The sequence below is a fragment of the Chryseobacterium sp. genome, from assembly GCF_022712095.1.
Taxonomy (GTDB): domain Bacteria; phylum Bacteroidota; class Bacteroidia; order Flavobacteriales; family Weeksellaceae; genus Chryseobacterium.
This window is the reverse complement of sequence record NZ_JALAHD010000076.1, coordinates 1-4,531: the sequence shown is the minus strand read 5'-3', so window position 1 is coordinate 4,531 and position 4,531 is coordinate 1. Positions and strand designations below refer to the sequence as shown.

6 protein-coding genes are annotated in these 4,531 nt (G+C 33.2%); 2 read left to right on the top strand and 4 right to left on the bottom strand.

What is annotated here, in order from left to right; genetic code table 11:
• Window positions 1–893: DUF6427 family protein (locus Q0A18_RS03595; RefSeq protein WP_292008806.1), on the top strand; the 893-nt coding region annotated here is incomplete at its 5' end.
• A 6-nt stretch (window positions 894–899) separates the two neighbouring features.
• Complete coding sequence (locus Q0A18_RS03590) at window positions 900–1,484, top strand: DUF3109 family protein (RefSeq protein ID WP_292008805.1); 585 nt, start codon at window positions 900–902, stop codon at window positions 1,482–1,484.
• Window positions 1,485–1,542: 58 nt separating this feature from the next.
• On the opposite strand, the gene Q0A18_RS03585 is transcribed toward Q0A18_RS03590, so the two are convergent.
• The 4 genes from Q0A18_RS03585 to Q0A18_RS03570 form a co-directional block, all read right to left on the bottom strand.
• Window positions 1,543–2,223 carry a hypothetical protein gene (locus tag Q0A18_RS03585; RefSeq protein WP_292008804.1) on the bottom strand — a complete coding sequence of 227 codons (681 nt, stop codon included), beginning with the start codon at window positions 2,221–2,223 and terminating at the stop codon, window positions 1,543–1,545.
• A gap of 109 nt (window positions 2,224–2,332) precedes the next feature.
• Window positions 2,333–3,667: a trigger factor gene (locus tag Q0A18_RS03580; RefSeq protein ID WP_292008803.1), complete on the bottom strand. Its 1,335-nt coding sequence runs from the start codon at window positions 3,665–3,667 to the stop codon at window positions 2,333–2,335.
• Between the two features lie 159 nt (window positions 3,668–3,826).
• A complete protein-coding gene (locus tag Q0A18_RS03575; protein ID WP_292008802.1) occupies window positions 3,827–4,141 on the bottom strand; it encodes a transcriptional regulator in 315 nt (104 codons plus the stop codon).
• Window positions 4,142–4,331: 190 nt separating this feature from the next.
• Window positions 4,332–4,531 (bottom strand): hypothetical protein (locus tag Q0A18_RS03570; protein WP_292008801.1); only part of this gene is annotated, 200 nt, incomplete at its 5' end.

Genomic DNA, 4,531 nt, shown 5'->3' with positions numbered 1-4,531 from the left:
TTTCAAAAGAAAGCAATATTTTTTCAATTCCTGTTTATATTGGTTTTCTTCTTTTAATAGTAATAATATTTAACATACTGAATTTCAACACTTACGAAGCGATAATTGCCGGAATTACATTCATCGGAATTGCTTTGGGATATTTCTGTTTTAACAGCATTGCACTTAATTACCAGACTCATTTGCCCTTATTTTTATATACGTTCTTTGTATTTGGACTTTATCCGGGTAATTTAGACATCGGAATTGCAGTGGCACTCCTCACTAATTCATTTCTTTTACTGCTCCTCACCAGTACAGATGAAGATATCCGAAAGAAATCTTATGTTCTTGTAGGTGCTATTGTAGCATTAAATTTTATTTTTTTACCAACGACATGGCCTATGGCTATTTTTGTGATCGTTCATGTTATTGCTACTTCAGAAAGGATAAGCTTAAATATTTTCAGGTTTCTTTTAGGGATCATACTTATTGCTTTCAGCTACTTTTCTGTTATGTTTTTCTTCCGTTTTACAACATGGAATACAGATTATTTTCCATTTGGAAAAATGACGCTGGTAACGGATTACTCAGGATTATATCCTTTAATTCCGATTGCATTAATGCTCATCTATGCAGTGTATGATCATTTTAAGAATTACAATAAAAAGAGCCCGACAAGCCGGTATAAATATACATTCTTACTTGTTTTTTTTGTGGCACAGCTGACCACCATTATTTTATATATGAATAAAAGCTATGAATATCTGTTGCTTCTGGCTTTTCCATCGAGTATAATATTAAGCAGAATGCTGCGGTTTTTACCCAAATTCTGGATGAAAGAAGTCAACTTATGGCTTATTATTTTAAGTTTGATTACTTATAAATTAGGAACTTATTTTCAATTATTTTAAAAGATTATGATACAGATAGATGATAAATTAATTTCTGAGGATATATTTTCTGAAGAATTTGTTTGTAACCTTTCCAAATGTAAAGGTGCATGTTGTGTGGAAGGAGATGTAGGGGCTCCCCTGGATAAAGAGGAGCTGGAAATTTTAGACAGTATTTTTGACAAAATAAAACCTTATCTTACCCAAGAGGGCATAAAAGCTCTGGAAGAGCAGGGAATGTGGACTACTGACCCTATGGATGGAATGTACGTTACTCCTATGGTAGAAGACCGCGAATGTGCTTATGTGACCTTCGACGAAAAAGGAATTACCAAATGTGGTATCGAAAAGGCATATGAAGACGGAGCAGTAGACTGGCAAAAGCCTATTTCCTGTCACCTCTATCCTATCCGAGTTACGGAATATTCTACTTTTACGGCTTTAAATTACCATGAATGGAATGTATGCAGTGATGCCTGTACTTTAGGAAAAGAATTACAGGTTCCTGTTTATAAATTCTTAAAAACTCCCATTACCAGAAAATACGGAGAGGATTTTTATACGGTTCTCAGTGAAGCTGCTGAAGAATGGAAAAAAGAATATGGTTCTTAATAATAATATAAAACCCGGAAGATTAAATTTTCCGGGTTTATTATTTAGTGTTGTATTTCTATTTGAAGTCTGCTTCCGTTACTCCTGAATTTATGACTACCTTAGTTGTCTTGATCGTGATTTTCTGACCGTTTCCTTCTGCATCAATTTCCGATGGGAATTTCAAGCCGTCTACAGTCATATAAGCCTTTATAGTAGCGTTTCCTTCTTTGGATTCTGACTTATAAAGCAAATTAGTAGCCGCATCAAAATAATATTTCCCATTATCCGAAGATAAAACATTATAATCCTTACCATCAATTTTCTCTACGGTAACCGTTTTAAAATTGGCTGCATCATACCCTAAAGCATCTACTGTTTTTCCTTTTTTCAATTCAGTGATCTTGTCTGCAGGAATATCCATTTTCTTCCCCATCTGGTCAAAATATCCTTTTTCACCGTCAAAAAGCTGAGTCATTTGCTGCCCCATTACACTTTGTACAGATTTGAACTTATTACCCATCTTTTTAGTGGTCATAGAAATTTCCATTCCCTGAACACTAAGGGTATTATCTGTGATAGTAGTTTTTACAGCTTCTAATTTATCTTTTCCTCCTAATGCAGTAAGATAGTTATCAATAACCTGCTGAGGCGTTAATTGCGTTTTTGTTACTTCCGCCTTAGCAGCAGTTGCTTTTTGTGCTATTACCGGTGAAGAGAATAAAACAGCACAGAAAAACGGAACGATTATCTTTTTCATATAGTTTATTTAGAGGGTAAATATAGGAATATTGATTGAAATAAAAATCAGTACTCCATAAAAAAACCACCAGAATCCTGGTGGTTTTAAATTATATATAGGAACTCAATTATTTCTTAAGTTCTTCTAAGAAGTCATCGTGAGAAATTTTAGTTTCTTTTTTAGAAGCTTTTTCAAGGATGATATCTTTTAATTTTGCCATAGCAACTTCTGAAGAGATCTGTCTTACCTGCTCCTGATCTTTCAACATTTCAACAGCATATTTTTGAATTTCTTCATCTCCTAAATGGTGGATACCGTATATAGCCAACTGATTTCTTACCAATTGTTCAGCCTGAGCCAATACATCAGCATAATCAATCTGAACTTCGTTGTCATTCATCAGTTTGCCTTCAATGATCTGGTATTTTAACTGATTTTTCTCTGCATTTAAAATTTCTTTTGCCTGCTCTTCAGTCTGAATGTTCTGATTAGAGAATACTAACCATTTTACTAAGAAGTCTTCAGGAAGCTTTACTTCTTCTTTTTCAGTAACCTGCTCCAATACTTTATTCACAAAGTGAACATCAGCATTTTGCTGGAAATACTCATCCAATTCAGTTTTTACTTTTTCTTTAAGCTCTTCTTCAGATTTTATATTTCCTTCTCCGTATACTTTATCAAAAAGCTCCTGGTTAAGTTCTGCCAGGTTTAGGCTATAGAAATCTTTTACTTTTACTTCCACTTCCGCATGGTGTAAATGCTCAGCTTCTTCTTTACTGAAACCTAATTCTTTTGCCAAGTTCTCATCACTCTGAAGGGTTTCCTTAGAAACTTTTACAAAACCGTCCATTTTCAAAGATTTCACCAATTTGAAAGCTTCTTTGTTTTCAGCTGTAATGGTTACATTCTTTGGATGGTGGTGGTGCTCTCCTTCTGCATCTTCTTCCACTACCTGAGAAATTTCTAAAGCAACGTAAGAGTCTTTAGTAATTTTGTCTTGCGGAACCTGTTCTGCAAAACGTTTCTGCATATTTTCTATGCTTTTATTGATTTCTTTTTCAGAAGCCTCTACTTTATAGTGAGGAGCTTCATATTTAGCCAAATCTATAGTAAAGTCAGGCTCATAACCAACTTCAAAAGCAACCTCCAACTGATCTGCATTATGATCAAATTCATTTACAGGCTGTGGAACTGGCTGTCCAACTAATCTTAGTTTGTTTTCGTTAACGTAGTTATTTAAAGCATCTGAAACCTGCTTGTTGATCTCTTCAAATGCGATCCCTGCTTCATATTGTTTTCTAACCATACTTAAAGGCACTTTCCCTTTTCTGAAACCAGGAACTTGCGCATTTTTAGCATAATTAATCAATTGCTTCTCTACTTTGTCTTTGTAGTCAGATTTCTCCAATGTCACTGTAAGTAATGCACTTACATCATCATGGTTTTTTGCGGTAACCTTCATTATTGATTAAAATTTTAGGTTGCAAAAATATGAAATTTTTATGAAAATAACTCATTTCAAGTAAATTCTTAGAGGTCAAATATTTATTAGGGAGAAAAATAAGGGTGTCTCGGTATTGAGGGGGCTTTCTTTTTTTACTTTTTAAAAACTTATGAGATATTATTTTTTATTGGTTCTTAGTTGCTGTACTTCTTCTTTTAATGTACCAACTTGTTCCTTCAGTATCTTAATAAAGTCCTGTAAGTTTTCTAAAACAGAATGGGGAATATTAATATACTGTTCATAATAATTATTGGCAGACTGATCATGAAAATCGTTATACTGTACTATATTAGGACCTCTTTCTTCCTTGATATCTTCCACTGAAACATCTAAAGCCTTGGCTAGCTTTTCCCATTCATCATCATAAATTCTTACTTCGCCTCTTTCTTTACGGCTGTAATTGAATACATCCGTGGAGATAATCTTGGACATATATTCCTAGGTATAGCCCCGCTGTTTTCGTAAACTCTTTAGCTTTTCCATCATGATTTTACTTTCATTTTTACAAATATAATCAATTCAATTTCTTATCCCCTAAATTCTTTACATAGTAATTTTTTTTCTCTATAAATAACAAAAACCACCGCATTACGGTGGTTTTCTATTTCCTTAATCTAATCAGTTAGATTATTTTAAACTCTTGTCCTTCTTTAAACTTAATTATATCTTGTAATAAATCCTCACTTATTGTGTCTAAATCAAAGGTAAAAGCTTGATAAGTTTTATTTTCTATAAGGGATTCATTAAGTTCTTGTATGGGAAGGTTAATATTATTATTTATCACTAAACTATTTGATTCATTAATACTCTTTTCATCAATAT

Bases quoted from the DNA above. Each gene is read 5' to 3' on its own strand.
- Q0A18_RS03590 (WP_292008805.1), top strand. From the start codon at position 900: ATGATACAGATAGATGATAAATTAATTTCTGAGGATATATTTTCTGAA.
- Q0A18_RS03575 (WP_292008802.1), bottom strand. From the start codon at position 4,141: ATGTCCAAGATTATCTCCACGGATGTATTCAATTACAGCCGTAAAGAA.
- Q0A18_RS03580 (WP_292008803.1), bottom strand. From the start codon at position 3,667: ATGAAGGTTACCGCAAAAAACCATGATGATGTAAGTGCATTACTTACA.
- Q0A18_RS03585 (WP_292008804.1), bottom strand. From the start codon at position 2,223: ATGAAAAAGATAATCGTTCCGTTTTTCTGTGCTGTTTTATTCTCTTCA.